The sequence below is a fragment of the Agathobaculum sp. Marseille-P7918 genome (assembly GCF_900625105.1).
GTDB lineage: Bacteria > Bacillota > Clostridia > Oscillospirales > Butyricicoccaceae > Agathobaculum.
Map to the genome: position 1 here is coordinate 266,903 of NZ_UYYD01000001.1, position 17,169 is coordinate 284,071.

General features: G+C 52.9%; 17 protein-coding genes and 1 tRNA gene. 6 read left to right on the top strand and 12 right to left on the bottom strand.

Translation table 11 applies throughout. The features are described 5' to 3' along the window. Positions 1-233 precede the first annotated feature (233 nt). From EJL02_RS01220 to EJL02_RS01230, 3 genes are all read left to right on the top strand, one after another. Entirely contained in the window at positions 234-1,682 is a 1,449-nt protein-coding gene (locus tag EJL02_RS01220; protein WP_125114593.1) for an MFS transporter, read from the top strand. Positions 1,683-2,071: 389 nt separating this feature from the next. Beyond that, positions 2,072-3,085 (top strand): Gfo/Idh/MocA family protein, encoded by a 1,014-nt coding sequence (locus EJL02_RS01225; protein ID WP_125114594.1) that lies wholly within the window; start codon positions 2,072-2,074, stop codon positions 3,083-3,085. Positions 3,086-3,111: 26 nt separating this feature from the next. After that, positions 3,112-3,978 (top strand): sugar phosphate isomerase/epimerase family protein, encoded by an 867-nt coding sequence (locus tag EJL02_RS01230; RefSeq protein WP_125114595.1) that lies wholly within the window; start codon positions 3,112-3,114, stop codon positions 3,976-3,978. An 82-nt stretch (positions 3,979-4,060) separates the two neighbouring features. Here EJL02_RS01230 and hcp read toward each other — a convergent pair whose 3' ends face one another. Further along, positions 4,061-5,704 carry a hydroxylamine reductase gene (gene hcp, locus EJL02_RS01235; RefSeq protein ID WP_125115028.1) on the bottom strand — a complete coding sequence of 548 codons (1,644 nt, stop codon included), beginning with the start codon at positions 5,702-5,704 and terminating at the stop codon, positions 4,061-4,063. A 123-nt stretch (positions 5,705-5,827) separates the two neighbouring features. Between hcp and EJL02_RS01240 the strand changes: the two genes are divergently transcribed. Next, complete coding sequence (locus EJL02_RS01240) at positions 5,828-6,502, top strand: Crp/Fnr family transcriptional regulator (RefSeq protein WP_125114596.1); 675 nt, start codon at positions 5,828-5,830, stop codon at positions 6,500-6,502. Between the two features lie 91 nt (positions 6,503-6,593). Here the strand turns inward: EJL02_RS01240 and EJL02_RS01245 are convergent, their stop codons facing one another. The 11 genes from EJL02_RS01245 to mtaB form a co-directional block, all read right to left on the bottom strand. Continuing rightward, on the bottom strand, positions 6,594-7,127 hold the full coding sequence (locus EJL02_RS01245; RefSeq protein ID WP_125114597.1) for an HdeD family acid-resistance protein: 534 nt from the start codon (positions 7,125-7,127) through the stop codon (positions 6,594-6,596). Positions 7,128-7,146: 19 nt separating this feature from the next. Beyond that, positions 7,147-8,991, bottom strand: coding sequence for an ATP-dependent zinc metalloprotease FtsH (ftsH, locus tag EJL02_RS01250; RefSeq protein ID WP_125114598.1), 1,845 nt, complete (start codon positions 8,989-8,991; stop codon positions 7,147-7,149). A 1-nt stretch (position 8,992) separates the two neighbouring features. Next, positions 8,993-9,451, bottom strand: coding sequence for a MarR family winged helix-turn-helix transcriptional regulator (locus EJL02_RS01255; protein WP_164510223.1), 459 nt, complete (start codon positions 9,449-9,451; stop codon positions 8,993-8,995). Between the two features lie 271 nt (positions 9,452-9,722). Beyond that, positions 9,723-9,869, bottom strand: a complete 147-nt coding sequence (locus tag EJL02_RS14065; protein ID WP_164510224.1) for a hypothetical protein — start codon at positions 9,867-9,869, stop codon at positions 9,723-9,725. Positions 9,870-10,007: 138 nt separating this feature from the next. Then, positions 10,008-10,520 carry a deoxyuridine 5'-triphosphate nucleotidohydrolase gene (locus EJL02_RS01260; RefSeq protein ID WP_125114600.1) on the bottom strand — a complete coding sequence of 171 codons (513 nt, stop codon included), beginning with the start codon at positions 10,518-10,520 and terminating at the stop codon, positions 10,008-10,010. A gap of 28 nt (positions 10,521-10,548) precedes the next feature. After that, a complete protein-coding gene (nrdG, locus tag EJL02_RS01265; protein ID WP_125114601.1) occupies positions 10,549-11,034 on the bottom strand; it encodes an anaerobic ribonucleoside-triphosphate reductase activating protein in 486 nt (161 codons plus the stop codon). Then, positions 11,034-13,154 carry an anaerobic ribonucleoside-triphosphate reductase gene (gene nrdD / locus EJL02_RS01270; RefSeq protein WP_125114602.1) on the bottom strand — a complete coding sequence of 707 codons (2,121 nt, stop codon included), beginning with the start codon at positions 13,152-13,154 and terminating at the stop codon, positions 11,034-11,036. The genes nrdG and nrdD overlap by 1 nt, the downstream gene beginning before the upstream one ends. Positions 13,155-13,321: 167 nt before the next feature. Beyond that, positions 13,322-13,397, bottom strand: a tRNA-Val gene (locus tag EJL02_RS01275). Positions 13,398-13,438: 41 nt separating this feature from the next. Further along, positions 13,439-13,999: an elongation factor P gene (gene efp / locus EJL02_RS01280; RefSeq protein ID WP_125114603.1), complete on the bottom strand. Its 561-nt coding sequence runs from the start codon at positions 13,997-13,999 to the stop codon at positions 13,439-13,441. Between the two features lie 197 nt (positions 14,000-14,196). Next, positions 14,197-14,349 (bottom strand): hypothetical protein, encoded by a 153-nt coding sequence (locus EJL02_RS14070; protein WP_164510225.1) that lies wholly within the window; start codon positions 14,347-14,349, stop codon positions 14,197-14,199. Between the two features lie 69 nt (positions 14,350-14,418). Beyond that, positions 14,419-15,699, bottom strand: a complete 1,281-nt coding sequence (gene mtaB, locus EJL02_RS01285) for a tRNA (N(6)-L-threonylcarbamoyladenosine(37)-C(2))-methylthiotransferase MtaB (RefSeq protein ID WP_125114604.1) — start codon at positions 15,697-15,699, stop codon at positions 14,419-14,421. A gap of 167 nt (positions 15,700-15,866) precedes the next feature. On the opposite strand from mtaB, the gene EJL02_RS01290 reads away from it, so the two are divergent. Both EJL02_RS01290 and EJL02_RS01295 read left to right on the top strand, forming a co-directional pair. Continuing rightward, the gene (locus EJL02_RS01290; protein ID WP_125114605.1) at positions 15,867-16,166 is read left to right on the top strand and encodes a hypothetical protein; all 300 of its coding nucleotides are present in this window, start codon (positions 15,867-15,869) and stop codon (positions 16,164-16,166) included. Positions 16,167-16,200: 34 nt separating this feature from the next. Then, positions 16,201-17,127, top strand: coding sequence for a C40 family peptidase (locus tag EJL02_RS01295; RefSeq protein ID WP_164510226.1), 927 nt, complete (start codon positions 16,201-16,203; stop codon positions 17,125-17,127). The last annotated feature ends 42 nt before the right edge of the window (positions 17,128-17,169 follow it).

The window sequence follows — 17,169 nt, forward strand, 5'->3', positions numbered from 1 at the left end:
TCGTGCTAACCTTTATTTGTAAAAACAATTCAGCTTGTTTCCATCCACATTTGATGCGTGATGGAGCCGCGACACGGAAAGGCATTTTATCTTTTGTGTTCTCGTGAACATCTGTATGTTCTTCTTCTTCACTTTTCGTCTCAGGGCATTGGCATCTGCCTTGATTCGTCACCGCTCTGTATTTCACCATACGGCAAATTGCAATGAGAGAATATCAAGAAGGAGTGTAGCAAATGAAAGGCGGAATTGCAGAACTTCTGAACTTCAAACAGAAGCGCAAGAACATGGATGAATTCATCAAGGTTCCCGTTTCCGAAAAGCTTGCGTATTGCTTTGGCGATCCTGCGCTGACCTTGATGTACACCATGACATCCACGCTGCTGATTTACTTTTACACCAATGTGGTTGGTATTTCAGCTGGTGCAGTTGGAATGATCATGCTGATCTCGCGTATTTTCGACGGCTTTTCCGACGTCGCAATGGGCACCATCATTGACCGCACGCATTCCAAATACGGCAAAGCACGCATCTGGATCCTGCGGCTGGCTGTCCCTTATGCCGTCGCAGCCGTTCTGCTGTTCACCATGCCGAATGTCGGCAATATGGGCAAAATCCTCTATGCCTTCGTCACCTATAACCTGATGAACACCGTGGTTTATACCGCAATCAGCCAGCCATTCCACGCGCTTGGCTCACTGATGACCCGGGACCGCCGTGACCGTGACACCATCAGCAACATCCGCATGATGCTGTCCATTACCGCAAGCATGATTATCACCGCATTTACCTTGCCGCTGATCAACTACGTTTCCGATGTTACCGGCAAAGAGCAGCTTTCTTGGATTTTGGTCACCGGAGGATATGCGATTGTTTCAGTATTTATTCTTCTGAATACCTATGCAACCTGTACCGAACGTGTTCAGGCCGCCCCACAGACCAAAAAGGAGAATATCCCCTTCTGGACATCGTTTAAAATCACTTTTACCAATCGGTATTTCCTGATCGCGCTTGGTCTCATGATCACTTATACCGCATATCAGGTCATCATCGGCACCGACCTTACTTATTACTGTCAATATGTTCTGGGCGACGCTAACCTGGTCATGCCGCTTTCGTCGGCAGAAAAGGTGTGCACGATTGTCGGCATCGCCATGCTTCCCAAGCTGCTGCCTCGCTTCGGCAAGCGCAACCTGATCTGCTTCGGCTGCGCAATGGGTGTTATCGGTCAACTTCTGTTCCTGGTCAATACCACCAGCGTGTCCCTTGGCGTTGTATCCTGCATCATCCGTGGCTTTGGTATCGCTCCGTTCTACGGCGTACAGTATTCTCTGCCCGGCGACGCGATCGAATATGGTCACTGGAAACATGGTTTGCGCGTCGAAGGACTGATGTTCTCCTCGATGAGCATGGGTCAGAAAGCCGGCTCCGGCTTTACACAGGCAATTATGGGCGGTATCCTATCCATGGCAGCGTTCGACGGTCTGAAGGCGACAGCTGCGGAACAGACTGTGGAAGCCATTGCAACAATCGAAGCCTTTTATCTCTATGTTCCGATTGCACTGTGGGCAATCATGTTTATCATCGCTTCCTTCTACAAATTGGATAAAAGCTATGACAAAATGATGCGTGAACTGCTCGAACGCGAAGGGAAAAAGCAAAAACAAAGCGCAGCAATCCACTAAATTGCCCGAATATCCGCCCCCAAGCAGCACTTGTGCTTTGGGGGCGGATATTTTTTCGCTCCCCACGCGTATTGCGTGCATCAATTTTGATGCACGCATTTTTGTTGTCCAAGTTCGATAAAAGCACACTGCCTCCCTTTTTCATATATTCCAACCATCTTGTTTCATTTGCGTGCATTTGGATGATATTTATATATTTTTCATGCCATATTTGTACAATAATTTATATTTTTCCTCTTGTGTTCTCGTGAACGCAATGCTACAATCATTTCGAAGAAGAAAACAAACAGTGAACGCAAAGCACATCCAATCCACCCTGTACGGTTCGCCAAACCGCACACCGAAATTATTATCCATCATTTCAAAATTATTTTTTGGAGGTATTCATTATGTCCCTGAACATTGCATTGATTGGCTGCGGCATGATCGGCCGCGAACACATTGAGCGCATCCAGAACCGCATTCGCAACGCAAAGGTAGTCGCTGTTTGCGATGTCTTTGAAGAAGGCGCCAAAAAGGGCGCGGAAATCGCTGGTGAAGGCACTAAGGTTTACACCGATTTCCACGCTGCCATCAACGACCCGGATGTCAACGCGGTTGTCGTCACCACGCCGGGCGCGTTCCACAAAGATCCGGTCATCGCAGCGATCCAGGCCGGCAAGCCGGTATTCAGTGAAAAGCCCCTAGCCAACACCGCTGCCGACTGCAAAGCAGTCGTAGACGCCGAAATGGCATCCGGCAAGCATCTGGTGCAGGTCGGCTTCATGCGCCGCTACGACCGCGGTTACAAGCAGGTCAAGGAACTGCTGGATTCCGGCAAGTTCGGCGCACCGATGGTGATCAAGTGCACGCACCGCGCAGACGGCGTTGCCCCGGACTACACCACCGCAATGGCTGTCACCGACACCGCGATCCATGAGATCGACGTGCTGCCGTGGCTTGTCAACGATGAATGGGACGAGGTTCAGTGCATCATGCCCAAGACCTCTTCCAAAGCGCACGAAGGCCTGAAGGACCCGCAGATCATGATTATGAAAACCAAGGGCGGCATCATCAACGTGCTCGAGGTCAACGTCAACTGCGGTTTCGGCTACGATATTAACTGCGAAGTCGTGTGCGAGAACGGCGTTGTCAACCTGCCCTGCCCGTCCTTCCCGACCGTACGGTTTGAAAACAAGGTATCCACTAAGATTGAGGACAACTGGATCCTGCGCTTCATCGATTCCTACGACGTCGAGATTCAGGACTGGGTTGACCACGCACTCAAGGGCGAGACCGGCGGCTCCTCCGCTTGGGACGGTTATGTCGCTTCCATTACGGCGGACGCGCTGGTCAAGAGCCAGACTTCCGGCAAGCCTGAAAAGGTTGTCACCGGCGGCACCCCGGATTTCTACAAGAAGTAAGATTTGTTTGAAGGGAGAACATCACCATGAAAATCGGATTCAACGAAGGCTGCAACCGTTTCTGCGAAAACCATTCCGTACTCGAGGACCTCGACCTGTGCGAAAAGTACGGTTTTGACTACATCGATATCCAGTCCGAATGCCTTGACCGCGAAATTGCGGCCGGCAAATACACCATTGACGATCTGGCGGCTTGGTTCGCCGATCCGTCCCACAAGCTGCGCATGCTGTCCTACAACGCGCTGATCTTCTTCAACATGAAGCAGACGCAGGAGGAAAAAGACGCGGTGATGGCGAAGCTCGACCAGATCATCGCAGACTGTCTCAAGTTGCAGTGCAAGATGATCGTCGTTGTGCCGTCCATGGATCTGACCGTGCCGGCCACACTGGACGCAATCCGCGCAGACGCAGTTGCGGTGCTCAAGGAAATGGTCAAGAAGGTCGAGCCGCACGGCATCAAGCTGTCCATCGAGTTTTGCGGCAGTCCGGCCATGTCGATCAACCGCTTTGAGGACGCCTACGCGATTGTGCAGGAAGTCAACTCTCCGCTTGTCGGCATCACACTCGACCAGTATCACTTCCACGCCATGGCATCTGGTTGGGATGCACTGGAGAAGGCAGACGGCAAGAAGATCTTCGTCTGGCATCTCAACGGCATGGAAAACATGCCTTGCGGCGCAGCGTACAACAACGACGAGAAGCGCCTGTGGCCGGGCGAGCCGGGCGACTGCCTCGATCATAAGCGCTATGCCGATACGCTCAAGAAGATCGGCTTTGAGGGCGATGTCTGCACGATGGAAGTTTTCCGTCCGGACTACTACAAACTCTCCAACGAGGAGAACATCAAGAAGGCCGCGGAAGTCACGCGCACGCATGTAGCGAAGTATTGGTAACACACACTTCATCTTTCTTTTCATTTCGGCGCTTTAACGCCATAATAAAAGGGACGCTGCAAAGCAGCGTCCCTTTTGTCATTTATGCGTTTTCACCGAAAAACAGGCGGATGTCATCCTCTACCGTGCCGATACCGGCAATGCCAAAGTTGTCTACCAACACCTTGGCCACATTCGGGCTGAGGAACGCGGGCAGCGTCGGCCCCAGATGAATATTCTTGACACCCAAATACAGCAGCGACAGCAATACAATGACCGCCTTCTGCTCATACCATGCGATGTTGTACACGATCGGCAGATCATTGATGTCTTCCAAGCCGAAAACTTCTTTGAGCTTGAGTGCAATCACAGCCAGCGAATAGGAATCGTTACACTGACCGGCATCCAGCACACGCGGAATCCCGCCAATATCGCCAAGATCCAGCTTGTTGTATTTGTACTTCGCACAGCCTGCGGTCAGAATCACGGCGTCATGCGGCAGCGCCTTTGCAAAATCGGTATAATAGCTGCGGGACTTGGCACGGCCGTCGCAGCCTGCCATGACGACAAACTTGCGGATCGCACCGCTCTTGACCGCTTCGACGATCTTATCCGCCAGTGCCAGCACCTGTGCATGCGCAAAACCGCCCACGATCTCGCCATGTTCGATTTCCTGCGGCGGTGCGCAGCGCTTCGCATGTGCAATGATCGCCGAAAAGTCCTTGCTTTCCCCCGGCTCGCCCGGAATGTGCTTGCAGCCCGGATATCCTGCCGCACCCGTGGTGTACATCCGGTCCTGATAACTGGCCGCCGGCGGGACAATGCAGTTGGTGGTCATCAGAATAGGACCGTTGAAGGACGCAAATTCCTCCTTCTGCTTCCACCATGCGTTGCCGTAATTGCCGACAAAATGCGGATATTTCTTAAACGCCGGATAATAATGCGCCGGCAGCATTTCCGAATGCGTGTAGACGTCCACGCCTGAATCCATCGTCTGTTCCAGCAGCATCTCCAGATCGCGCAGATCGTGACCGGATACCAGAATACCCGGACGGGTTCCGACGCCAATATTCACACGCGTGATTTCCGGATTACCATAGGCTTCGGTATTGGCCTTGTCCAGCAGCGCCATACCCTGCACGCCGAACTTGCCCGTTTCCATTGCCAACGCAACCAACTCATCCGCAGAAAGGCTGTCATCCAACGTCGCCGCCAATGCGCGCTGCAGGAAAGCATCCACCTCTGCGTCGTCCTGCAGCAGGGCGTTCGCGTGCTTGGAATAGGCAGAGAGGCCCTTGAGACCGTAGGTAATCAGCTCACGCAGCGAGCGGATATCTTCGTTTTCAGTCGCCAATACACCAACCGTTGCAGCCTTTGCCGCAAAGTCCGCTTCCTCCGCCGTCCAACGGGCAGCGTCCGGCAGCAGGTCGGGCTGCGCTACACGACCCAGCAGCGTCTGCTTGACTGCCAGCGTATCACGAACGCGCGCAACAATCGCATCTTTGTCAAAATTTGCATTGGTGATTGTAACAAACAGATTCAGGGTGATCAGATGATTGATTGCCTGGGCAATCTCCTCCCCCTGCTGCCGCAGCGCGGTCGTTACCGCGGAAAGGCCTTTGGTTACATATACCAGCAGATCCTGCATCGCGGCAACATCCGGCTTTTTACCACATACACCAGACATTGTGCAGCCCGAGCAGCCCGCAGTCTCCTGACACTGATAACAAAACATTTTCGGTTCCATCATTCATTTCCTCCACATGCGGCACAGTTTTTTTCTTCTGTGCGGTTGTTGACCTTACAAGCGAAGTATACTATACTTAAAGCAACAGGTATGTTGTTATAACAACAGCGGAGGGATGTTTTTTTGAATTTCAAAATTTTATCCGAAAGCGCATTGTTTCGCGGCATTCAAGCGGATGAAACAGCGGAAATGCTGCGTTGTCTTGGAGCTGACCGGCGAACCTTTGAAAAAGACGCCCGCATTTTTCGCACCGGAGACACCACTGCAGACCTCGGTCTGGTTATCAGCGGCAGTGTTCTGATTCAAAACGATGATTTCTGGGGCAATACCACGGTTTTGGATCACGTTGTACCGGGTCGAATTTTCGCGGAGACCTATGCGTGCACCGGTGAGCCATTGATGGTCGATGCGGTAACCGCAGAACCAGCCGAAATCTTGTTCCTCAATATCGGACGCATTCTGCAAACCTGCCCGCAAGCCTGTACGCATCACAGCAAGCTGATTCGTAACCTTTTGTTCCTTTCCGCACGCAAAAACCTTAATCTGTCCCGCAAAATCTTCCATACCTCATCCAAATCCATCCGCGGACGGCTGTTGTCCTATCTTTCTTTCCAATCCACCCGCTGCGGCAGCCGCAGTTTTACTATTCCATTCAACCGGCAGCAGCTTGCAGATTATCTGAACGTCGATCGCAGTGCGCTCTCCAACGAACTGAGCAAAATGCAAAAAGACGGGCTTCTTCGCGTGGAACGCAACCGGTTTGAGCTGTTGGCGATGGATGACCTGCTGCAAGGATAATCCAAACGCTCACTTTGCCCCAATGCCACATTTTTTGACCAAAAAAACGAGAGAGACAGATTCTGTCTCTCTCGTTTTTCTTCTTTGCCTATTACCGATCCGGGAACGATGCAAACAAACCGCGCATCAGCGCCATCAACCCTTGTGCAATCAGTACAATCGAGATGACCGCCGAAATCGCCACCACTGCAATCATTGGACGCAGTAAAATCGCCACGCCGAACAGCAGCACGATCACTCCAACGCCAAACTGCACGCCCCAAAACGGCATACCGCTTTGCCGGTAAATCAGTGCACCCGCACATTTGACTACGCCCGAAACCACTGCCCATACCGCCAGAATGTACGGCAACATTTCGACCGCCAGCCAGCCATTGCACAAAAAAGCTACACCAAGCAATACGTCAATGATGCCATCCGCCAAAAACCATGCGGACAGCCCATAGACCCATTTGCGTGCCACATAAACGATCAGGTCCGCTGCACCAGATACCAGCATGGTCAAGCCAAACAGCCAGGCCACCGACAGCAGCGTTTCCTGTGGGTGGATGAGAAAATACAGTCCCATCACCAGCAAAAACAGTCCGATCAAGATCCATGGAATGCTTCCAGGTTTATTCCTCATTTCAACCGCTCCCTCTATGTCACCCGTTCTGTGTTTTGTTCAGCAAGTCCATAAATTCTTCGCCCGTAATGGTTTCCTTTTCCAGCAAATGGTGCGCCAAGCGGTGCAGCGCATCCATATTTTCCTGCAAAATACCGATTGCCTTTTCATGCGCCGCCTTCACTGTCTGCACCACTTCCTCATCGATCTTGGACGCGGTTTCCGCTGAGCAGGCAAGCGACGTATCACCGGACAAATACTGGTTGGTAACAGTCTCCAGCGCAACCATATCGAACTTGCGGCTCATGCCATATCGCGTGATCATCGACCGCGTCAGCTTGGTCGCCTGTTCAATGTCATTGGAAGCGCCGGTCGTCACAGAACCGAAAATCAGTTCTTCCGCCGCGCGGCCGCCGGTCAGGGTCGTCACCTTATTGAGCAGTTCTTCCCGCGTCATCAGGTAATGCTCGCCTTCGTCCACCTGCATGGTGTAACCGAGCGCACCCGAAGTACGCGGAATAATCGTAATCTTGGTGACCGGTGCGGAATTGGACTGTTTCGCCGCCACCAGCGCATGTCCGATCTCGTGATACGCGACGATCTCCTTTTCCTTCGCGCTGAGCACTGCGTTTTTCCGCTGCGCACCTGCGATAACCGTCTCGACGCTTTCTTCCAGATCTGCCTGCTCGACTGCATTGCGTCCCAAACGTACCGCACGCAGCGCCGCCTCGTTAATGATATTGGCCAAATCCGCGCCGGATGCACCCGAGGTTGCCCGGGCAATCGCATTAAAATCAATATGCCCTGACATATGAACATCCTTGGCATGCACTTTCAAAATGGCAATACGGCCTTGCAGGTCGGGCAGCTGCACCGGAATCCGGCGGTCAAAACGGCCGGGACGCAGCAACGCGGGGTCCAACGATTCCGGCCGGTTGGTTGCGGCCAGAATAACAACACCCTTGGTGGCATCAAAACCGTCCATCTCGGTCAGCAGCTGATTGAGCGTCTGCTCGCGTTCATCGTTGCCGCCCAAACCGCCGCCGTCGCGCTTTTTGCCAATGGTATCGATCTCATCGATAAAAACAATGCACGGTGCTTTCTCATTTGCCTGCTTGAACAGGTCGCGGACCTTGGCCGCGCCCATGCCGACAAACATTTCAACGAACTCCGAACCGGAGATCGAGAAAAACGGAACATGCGCTTCGCCTGCAACCGCCTTCGCCAGCAGCGTTTTACCGGTGCCCGGAGGGCCGACCAAAAGCGCACCCTTGGGCAGCTTCGCACCGATGGCCGCATATTTGCTCGGGTTGTGCAGGAAATCCACAATTTCCGTCAGCGCTTCCTTGGCCTCATCCTGACCTGCCACATCTGCGAATGTTTTTCCGGTCTCGGTTTCCGCATAGATCTTTGCGCCGGATTTACCGAAGCTCATCGCATTGCCGCCCATACTCTTCATCATTTTCTTGCTCAGCCATTGTCCGACCACAATGATGAGAATGATCGGAATCGCATAGCTGACCAAAATGCTGAGCAGCGGCGAGGTCTGCGTCGGAATCTCGGCCGCAAACTTGACGCCTGCATCATCCAGCCGATCATACAAATCCGGATCGGGGAAAATACCGGTCTTGTAAATTGCGGTTTTCCCGTTGTCATTGGTTGCTTCAAATACGATCTGACTCTCTGTCTGATCGTATGCCACGGTCTGCACCTTGCCGTCATCCAGCATGGATATGAATTCATCGTATCCAACCTCAACCACCTGACGCTGGGCCAGCATCGGCACCAGCAGCCAGTTGAGCAGCATCAACACCAACAGCGTGACCGCGTAATAAAAAATCAACGGACGCTTTGGTGTTTTGGAACCTTTGCCCGGTTCAATCATACTATTTCACCTGTCCTTCCATGTCGTTCAATACTTCGTCCAAATTGCGCTGCATTTTTTCCATAATGTTCTGCACCAGCTGCATTTCCTCTTCGGTTACGCCCCGGCGAAGCTGCTCCGCAACACGGCAGCCGGTCTGATAAAGCTGCTGCGCAATACCAACACCTTCTCCGCACAGATGCAGATGAACGATCCGTCTGTCATTGGGATCCCGTTCTCCCTGTACAAAGCCGCGCCGATGCAGACAATCCACGCTTCGTGCCACTAACGCTTTGGAAATGCCCTGCTTTTGCACAATATCGGTTGCAGTATCCCATTCCGGTGCATAGCGCCGCAGAAAAAGCAGCACAGCAATTTCATTGGGGGTCAGCTGATAATCGCTTGCCGCTTCTTTCACACAGCTGCGGTACAGTTTCTCCATTTTTACCGCGTCGATTAAAAATTTTTCTTCCCACCACATCATGCTGCCACCTCTTTTTTGAAATGGTTTCCTGTTAACCCTATCATAGCGAAAACAGTCAACACTGTCAATCGTTCAATTGTGAACAATTTGCAAATTCCTTTTTTCTGCAAATAGACAAAGCGGTACAGCTATCCGCCATACCGCTCTGCCCCATCCATTTGTTCTAAACCGTTTTCGTTCATGTAATATGAAACAGCCTGCACAGGATACCTCGCAGATATTTCGGACTCTTCCAAACAACCACTTTCATCATACCGTCCACCTCCCGTCAACACTGAAGCAGGAACCACCCTGCTGCGATCAGCGCCAGCGCAAGCAGCCAGACCGGCAGACACAGCGAGAGCAGCCCACCCAGCAGCATACCTGCCCCCAGGCAGAGACAAACCAAACCGATCACCTGATTACGACAGAACATTGCGCATCACGCTCCTGTCATCAGTATAAGCAGAAGCGAGCGAAAAGGTGACAACAGCAAAAGCTTTTCTGTCAAAAGGAAAGCGCCTGCAGCCCATAAAACAGGCTGCAGACGCTCGAAATCACTGCAATACCGTATTTATTTTTTCGTAGTACTGCCGAAGCCGCCTTCCCGGCATCCGTCCGCATCATCATCCTCCGTGATGCCGAACGGTACGAAAATACCCTGCGCAAAGCCTTCTCCCGCGCTGACCGAAAGGGTTTTGCCCTGTCGGTTGCAGTTGGTCATCTTGATGAAAATATGTCCCTCATTCTGGGCATTGAAGTAATCACTGTCAATGATGCCGACCGTATTGTCCATCTGCAGGCAGAACTTGAACCCCAAACCCGACCGCGGGTAGAGCTGCAACACCCACCCTTCTGCGATCTGAGCACGAATGCCGGTAGGAATCAGAATCGTCTCATGCGGCACAAGCGAAAACGATTCGGGTGCAAAAAAATCATATCCCGCTGAGCCAACCGTTGCCCGACGCGGCAAACGAATCTTTTCATACAGCAGCTTTGCATCGTTTGCACTGCACCTCGTGACACCACACCAGTCCGTAACAAACTGTTTTTCCGATACCTTTTGAAATTTTGCAACCTTTTGCATGATGCTTTCGCCTTCCTTATTGAAACTTTTACAGCAATACAACTTCCTGCGATGCACGGGTACGCTGCACATCGATCACCCGCTGATTGGCGCTGCCGCGCCAGTGCAGCTGAGAATCTGCAAGCGCCTGCACAAACCGCCCGTCTACGACCACATCCACGTTTTTCAGCAGCGGAAGATTCTGAATTTCCTCCCAAGTGTAACCGGTATACAGCCAGATAGTTTTATCGGGAAACCGCTGCCGGATGCGGGCACACAGCGCGGCAATATCCGCGCGGTTGCCCGGAAACAACGGATCGCCACCCGAAAGCGTCACACCCGACACATAATCCTTGCTCAATTCCGCGAACAGCTCGTCCTCTGCCGCCTCATCAAACGGCAAGCCGCCGTTCGCATCCCATGTCACAGGATTGTGGCAGCCCGGACAGGCATGGCCGCAGCCGGCCACCCACAGCACGACGCGCAGGCCTTCCCCGTTGAGCATATCGTCTTTGGTTATGTTGTGATACCGCATCACATGCTTTTCCTTTCTGCAATCTCCGCCATCTTCGCGTCATTCAGACGGGTGTCACCCTTGACGCGCGAGTAAGACAGATAACCATTCATGCGGTCGATCTTGGTCAGGTTGCGGCTGCCGCACTTGGGGCAGACGTCCATCGACAGCTCTTCATGTCCGCAGTCGTCGCAATACGCCAGAGACAGGTTGACGCCTTCGTAGAAGCCCAGCCGCATCGCACGACGCACGAGCGAGCGGATCGCCTCCAAATTGTAATCGATCGGATACTTGACGTACTGGATCTTGCCGCCGTTGCACAGGTTCCAGAAACGGCCTTCCAGATCCTGCTTTTCAATCGGGGTCAGGTCCTCGGTCACATGGCAGTGGAAGCTGTTGGAGACATAAGGACGGTCGGACACGCCCTCGATGATGCCGTACTTGCGGCGGAACTGCTCCACCTGCAAACCGCACAGGCTTTCCGCGGGCGTACCATAGATGGCATACAGATTGCCATCCTCTTCCTTAAACTCATTGACCTTGTTGTTGATGTATTCGAGCGTATCAAGCGCAAACTGCCCGTCCTCGACCAGCGATTTGCCGTTATACAGCTCCTGCAATTCGTTGAGCGCCGTAATACCGAACGACGCGGTCGCGGTTTTCATAATCGGCTTAATCTTGTCCGACGGCTTGAGATGGCCGCCGTAGAAGCCACCCTCGCAATACGCCAGCGGATTGGTAGACGCACGCATCTCGCCCAAATATGCATAGGTGCGGATGTGCAGACGTCGGATGAGCTCCAGATAGTAGTCCAGCACCTCGTGGAAATCGCGGTTCTCCTGCTGCGCCTTGGCATAGATCATCGGCAGGTGCAGCGACACCGCACCGATGTTCCAGCGGCCGATAAAGACCGGCTTGTCCGCTTCGTCCGCAGGCTTCATACCGCCGCGTTCATACCACGGCGACAGAAACGCACGGCAGCCCATCGGGCTGATGATCGCGCCGTACTTTTTATACATCGACGGCACATAGCCCTCGCCGGTCAGGCTGAGCCAGTCCGGATACATCGCCTTGGACGAACACAGAATGCCAGCCTCGAACACGTCCTCGAGCGGCTTGCCCGGGCCATGCAGATTCTCGTCATACAGGAACACAATCTTGGGGAACAGCACGGGCTTTTTCTGGCCCTTCTTGCCCTGCCCCTTGCGGCGGACATTGAGCATCGTGATGGACGCGAGCTTGGCAAAACGGCCGGTACCGGTACCCATTGTCATGGTAATGAACGGATAGTCACCGCGGCTGGACGCAACCGTATTGAACTTGTATTCCCAGCCCTGGAAGCCCTGCTCAAAGTCATTGAGGATATCTGCCATGACCTCTTTTTCAACCGTCTCGGCATCCAAACCCAGACGGCTGTACTTTTCGGTCAGCATCTTATAGCTGCGCTCGGCATACGGCTCGAGCAGCAGGTCAACCGACGGCACGGTAAACCCGCCATACTGCTGGCTAGCAGCGGACAACACGATATCGCCGATTACGTCAAACGCGACATTGAGCGTCTTGGGTTCATTATACCACAGGTTGCCCATCTCAAAGCCGCCCTTGAGCACATGCTCGACATCAAACAGGCAGCAGTTCATCGTGTCGCGGCGTGCGGACATATCGTGTACATAGATGTAGCCGTCCCGGCAGGCCTGCAATTCCTCGGTGTTCATAAAGAACTTCTGATACAGCTCCTTATTGAGCTGATTGAAGATCAGGCTGCGCTTGGTAGACACCAGCGCGGAATCCGTATTGGAATTCTCCTTATCGCCGATATACATGATCGACTGGCTCTTTTTGTACACGCTGTCCAGCATGCCGACAAAGTCTTGCTTGTAGTTGCGGTAATCCCGGTAGCTCTTGGCGACCTCGGGACGCACGGCTTCCAGCGCAGACTCGACGATGTTGTGCATCTGCCAAATCTGTACTTCGGCCATGCCATGATCGCGGATATATCCCTCCACATGGTCGCAAATTGCCCGCAGTTCCTCATCGGTAAACGTATACAAGACGCGGTTTGCAGATTTATTGACTGCAATAACCACTTTCTGAATGTTGAATGCTTCTTTTGTATTATCTTTTTTGATTACACGAACCATAGTATTTCCTCACTCATGCTATTTGGTGTAGGGTTTCATTATAGCACACCATATGTAGTGTGAAAAGAGAAAAAACTAAACAAAAAGAACAACCACAATTTGACGGATTTTGACGCAGCGGCAAGGCCGGTCAAAAAGAAAGACCGCCTCTGTCAGGCGGTCTTTGTTGGTGGACATTGACGGGTTCGAACCGCCGACCTTCCGCACGTCAAGCGGATGCTCTTCCAGCTGAGCTAAATGTCCATATACCGGACGATGCAATGCATCGTCCGAATGAAATTATCTTACTTCTTGCAGCGCTCGAGATACTCGCCCGTGCGGGTGTCGATCTTGATGCGCTCGCCCTGCTCAATGAACAGCGGAACCTGAACGGTCGCGCCAGTCTCAACCTTTGCAGGCTTAAGCGTGTTGGTTGCCGTGTTACCCTTGAAGCCCGGATCGGTCTCCGTGATCTCAAGTTCAACGAAAAGCGGCGCCTCAACCGCGTAAACATTGCCCTTGTAAGAGCAAACCTTGCAGTTCTCGTTTTCCTTCACGAAACGGAAATCATCGCCGAGCGTATCCTTGCTGATCGGGATCTGCTCATAGGTTTCGTTATCCATGAAGTAGTAAAGATCGCCTTCGTTGTAAAGATACTGCATGTCGCGGCGCTCTACATAAGCCGCTTCATATTTATCCGTCGGATTGAAGGAACGCTCCGTTACTGCACCAGTAATGACATTCTTCATCTTTACGCGAACGAACGCAGCACCCTTGCCCGGTTTTACGTGCTGAAATTCTACTACCTGCAGCACCTGACCGTCCATTTCAAAAGTTGTGCCGTTACGAAATTCGCCTGCCAGCATATCGGTATTCCTCCATAGTTATTTTGTCCTCGTTTCGCGTTGTCCTCTCGAACAGCGCTCATTTATTCTACCGCATCTTTCCCCTTTTTGCAAGAGGTATTTGCAATTTTCTTGAAAAAATTTTTTTGACATGACAACAGGCGGCGCAGCTGACCGCCGCGCCGCCTGTCATACACGCATTGGGATATGTGGGAAAATCAGCAGCAGCAGTTGTTGCCGCACGTGCAGCAGCCGTTATCCGAACCACAGCCGCAGCTGTTGCCCTGGTCACAGCAGATCCAGATCAGAATGATCACAACAATGATCCACCACCAGTTGTTTTCACCAAAAATAGAGTTAGAAGAACACATAAGGGATTTCCTCCTATCAAAGATTTCACTTCATACTATGGAGTGCCCCCTCATGTGGTGACAGATCTGTTATAAGATTTTTCCGCGCAGACCGTCTCGATGCAGCGCTTCCAGCCGCACCATCACCGGTCCGTTTTTATGCACCCGTTCGTCCTCTTCTATATATATAGGAAAACCGTACATACCATGCGACGCCCAAAGTCCGTCGGTACGATGCTCCGGCAGCACAGACAATTCTCTCCCGACAAAATCGCGGCGGTAATCCTCGCTCAGCTGCTGCGCAACTGCTTTTGCCCGCTCCGCGCGCGATGCTTTTTCCTGCTGGGAAAGCTGCCCCGGCATAGCGGCCGCGCGTGTGCCCTCCCGCACGGAATATGGAAATACATGTACAGCCGCGAAAGCACAGCGTTCAAGGAACGCCAGCGTTTGCGCAAACTCCTCCTCGGTTTCGCCCGGAAATCCGACAATTAAATCCGTGGTCACGGATGCCTCTGGAAACGCCGCACGAATCCGCTGCACCGCTTGAATATATTCCTCAGACGTATATTTTCTCCCCATCCGCTGCAGCACGCTGTCACAGCCGCTTTGCAGGGAAAGATGAAAATGCCGCGCCAAATTGTCAAACCGCGCCAGACGCGTGCAGAACGCCGCATCGACCACGCGCGGGTCCAGCGATCCCAGTCGGAACCGCATCGCCGGATGGGCCGGCAGCAAATCACACAGCAGATCCACCAAAGTATATGCCGGCTGTAAATCCCGCCCATAGGACGCGATCTCAATGCCTGTCAACACAATCTCATGCACACCCTGCGCTTCCAGGCGCGCAGTTTCCTGTTCTGCCTGTACAGGCGGCAGCGAGCGCACTCGTCCGCGCGCATACGGAATGATACAATAGGTGCAGAAATTGTTGCACCCATCCTCTATTTTGAGCAGCGCCCGTGTGCGCCCGTGCGGAACACCGGCCGGCAGGAACTCATAAGAATCGGTATCGTGTGCGCAGGGCGCAGCAGGATTGCCCTGCACCGCAGCCTCGCACAACCCGATCACCTCTGCGCGATTGCTGGTGCCGCAGATCAGATCGATTTCCCCGGTGGCACGGATACGCGCGGGATCGGTTTGCGCAAAGCAGCCGCATGCGGCAATCACCGCACGGGGATGATCCTTGCGCAGCCGATGGAATGCCCGGATATTCTTATGATCGGATACCGAAGTGACCGTACAGGTATTGATAATGACCGCATCGGCGTCCCGTTCCACGATCTCGTGTCCGCGTGCCTGTGCCAGCTGCTCCAACGCCTGCGTTTCAAATAAATTGACCTTGCAGCCCAAGGTGAAAAAAGCAAATCTCATAAAAGACCCTACCAAATTGTTGTATTGACTGCCCCATTGTATCACAAAATAGCCGTTTTTCCAACTAATTTCATTTCGCATTTGACAAACGCTGATAGACATGCTATACTGTTTCCATAATGTAACTTTGGAATGTAACCGTTTTGTAACTATAAGGAGTGTACAAAATGCCTACCACCGCCAAGAAGAAAGAACTTCTGGAATATAAAGGTCACCCGCTGATGCGCAAGGAAAACATCATTTATTATGGGTCGATGAGCGATTCCCACATTATTATGATGCAGATCCTGGAGTCCGGTGATGTCAAGGGACTGCCGGTTGCCAAGCGTGTTTCCGTACAATTGCAGCAAACCAACCCGAACGTTCGCATCAAGGATCGCATCGTAAAAAAGACTGAAAAGAACAGCCTGTGGGCCGCCATGGACATTGCCTCCATCTGGCTTGGCCGCGCACTGAACAGCAAGTAACCCAACAGTTCGCATGACAAACGGAGGCTTATCCATGAAATCAACGAAAAAATTCTTCCGCATCGCCGTCACCGGCGCGCTTGCGATGTCCATGCTTCTGCCGAATTCCCTGGCTCTGTATCAGGCCAAGGTAAAGGCGGACGCGCTGTACCTTCGCGAATCCCCCGGCGGCGACGTAATCACCACCCTGTCGCAGAACACGGTTGTGGCCGTGCTGAACAACAGCAGCAGCTGGTATAAGGTTGTTGTCAACGGCAAGGAAGGTTACGTCAGCGGCGAATATCTGACCGGCACAACCACCACGGATTTTTCCGTCGGCAACGGTAAGATCGTCTGCGATACGACGGTCAACTTCCGTTCCCAGCCGAACACCTCTTCCAGCGTGCTCGGTTCTCTGACGAACGGCACTACCGTCAAGGTCATTGGCGTACAGGGCGGCTGGTATAAGGTCAGCTACAACGGCAAGACCGGTTATGTACATCCCGATTACCTCACCTTCTCCGGCGTACAGAGCTCCAGCTCCAGTTCGGGCAGCAGCTCGAGCGTGATTACGCCGTCGAACAACGCTGTTTCTTACACCGGCACGAGCGAAAAGCGCGCAGAAGTGCTGGAATACGCTGCACAGTTCCTTGGAACCCCGTATGTTTACGGCGGCAGCACGCCGAGCGGCTTTGACTGCTCCGGCTTTACCTCGTATGTGTTTGCCAACACGGTGGGAACCATTCCGCGCGTAGCGCAGTCCCAGTTTGACGCAACCACGCGCGTATCTCTGGAAGATCTCGAGCCGGGCGATCTGGTATTCTTCGGCAGCAGCGCTTCCTCGATCAGCCACGTCGGCATCTATGTCGGCAACGATACATTCATCCACTCTCCGCACACCGGCGATGTGGTCAAGTATGAGTCCCTGTCGGGCAGCTACCTGTCCCGCTTCCAGGGCGGCGGCCGCGTCATTTTTGACTGAAGCCGAACGACAACATAACAAACGCAAACGGCATGACCAACA

Coding starts and splice junctions, on each gene's coding strand:
- EJL02_RS01220 (WP_125114593.1), top strand. CDS start 234: ATGAAAGGCGGAATTGCAGAACTTCTGAACTTCAAACAGAAGCGCAAG.
- EJL02_RS01225 (WP_125114594.1), top strand. CDS start 2,072: ATGTCCCTGAACATTGCATTGATTGGCTGCGGCATGATCGGCCGCGAA.
- EJL02_RS01230 (WP_125114595.1), top strand. CDS start 3,112: ATGAAAATCGGATTCAACGAAGGCTGCAACCGTTTCTGCGAAAACCAT.
- hcp (WP_125115028.1), bottom strand. CDS start 5,704: ATGGAACCGAAAATGTTTTGTTATCAGTGTCAGGAGACTGCGGGCTGC.
- EJL02_RS01245 (WP_125114597.1), bottom strand. CDS start 7,127: ATGAGGAATAAACCTGGAAGCATTCCATGGATCTTGATCGGACTGTTT.
- ftsH (WP_125114598.1), bottom strand. CDS start 8,991: ATGATTGAACCGGGCAAAGGTTCCAAAACACCAAAGCGTCCGTTGATT.
- EJL02_RS01255 (WP_164510223.1), bottom strand. CDS start 9,451: ATGTGGTGGGAAGAAAAATTTTTAATCGACGCGGTAAAAATGGAGAAA.
- EJL02_RS14065 (WP_164510224.1), bottom strand. CDS start 9,869: ATGTTCTGTCGTAATCAGGTGATCGGTTTGGTTTGTCTCTGCCTGGGG.
- EJL02_RS01260 (WP_125114600.1), bottom strand. CDS start 10,520: ATGCAAAAGGTTGCAAAATTTCAAAAGGTATCGGAAAAACAGTTTGTT.
- nrdG (WP_125114601.1), bottom strand. CDS start 11,034: ATGCGGTATCACAACATAACCAAAGACGATATGCTCAACGGGGAAGGC.
- nrdD (WP_125114602.1), bottom strand. CDS start 13,154: ATGGTTCGTGTAATCAAAAAAGATAATACAAAAGAAGCATTCAACATT.
- efp (WP_125114603.1), bottom strand. CDS start 13,999: ATGCTGGCAGGCGAATTTCGTAACGGCACAACTTTTGAAATGGACGGT.
- EJL02_RS14070 (WP_164510225.1), bottom strand. CDS start 14,349: ATGTGTTCTTCTAACTCTATTTTTGGTGAAAACAACTGGTGGTGGATC.
- mtaB (WP_125114604.1), bottom strand. CDS start 15,699: ATGAGATTTGCTTTTTTCACCTTGGGCTGCAAGGTCAATTTATTTGAA.
- EJL02_RS01290 (WP_125114605.1), top strand. CDS start 15,867: ATGCCTACCACCGCCAAGAAGAAAGAACTTCTGGAATATAAAGGTCAC.
- EJL02_RS01295 (WP_164510226.1), top strand. CDS start 16,201: ATGAAATCAACGAAAAAATTCTTCCGCATCGCCGTCACCGGCGCGCTT.